The organism is Mesorhizobium sp. M5C.F.Ca.IN.020.32.2.1 (assembly GCF_004023105.1).
Taxonomy (GTDB): domain Bacteria; phylum Pseudomonadota; class Alphaproteobacteria; order Rhizobiales; family Rhizobiaceae; genus Mesorhizobium; species Mesorhizobium wenxiniae.
The window spans coordinates 1-672 of record NZ_RZSX01001531.1; the positions used below are offsets into that span (position 1 = coordinate 1).

Below are 672 nucleotides of genomic sequence, written 5' to 3' on the forward strand. Positions count from 1 at the left end.
TTTCGGTGCTGCGTGGCCAGCGCAAGGAGGCGGACAGGCGCCAACAGGAGAGCGCGGCCGAGAGCAAGGCCGCACGAGACGCGTTGAAGGCCGAGAAGAAAAGGACCGGCGAACTGGACAAGAAGGTCGAGCGCCTGCTCGCCACGCTTGCCGATCGCGAGGACAAGCTTGACCGCCGCGAAAAGGAAATCGCGCGGCTTCGCCAAAAGTCGAAAAGCGAAAGCGTGGAAAACGCCTCGGCGGTTCGTCTCGTCGGAGTGCAAGGTAGTCAGGGCGATGCGGCCGTCAAGGACGACGACGACACCCAAAACGCCATCGCCAAGCTCGACCGCGACCGAGAGCGGTTGGAGGCGAGGCTGACGGAACTGGCCCGCGAGAACAAGAAACTGAAAACGGAGCTTGCCGCCTTCGAGGCATCCAAATCCGAAGACGGCGACGATGCGCGCCGCGCCAGCGCTGCATTGCGTGAGCAGATGAGCGACCTGGCGGCGCAAGTCGTCGCCCTGACGGCGACGCTCGACGGGCCGGAGTCGCCGATCGCAAAGGTTCTTGCGGCACCCAACCAAGCGGGAAGCGGCGAACGCAGCCTTGCCGATCGCGTGCGGGCGCTGCAGAAGGCCGAATCGACGCATTGAACCCAGGCAGTGATGCTGTCTTCTGCGGCTCAGGTGC

General features: G+C 64.6%; 1 pseudogene. It reads left to right on the forward strand.

Annotated elements, in window-relative coordinates:
* Window positions 1–635: pseudogene (locus tag EOA86_RS37250) on the forward strand (hypothetical protein); the annotation flags it as partial.
* Between the last annotated feature and the right edge of the window lie 37 nt (window positions 636–672).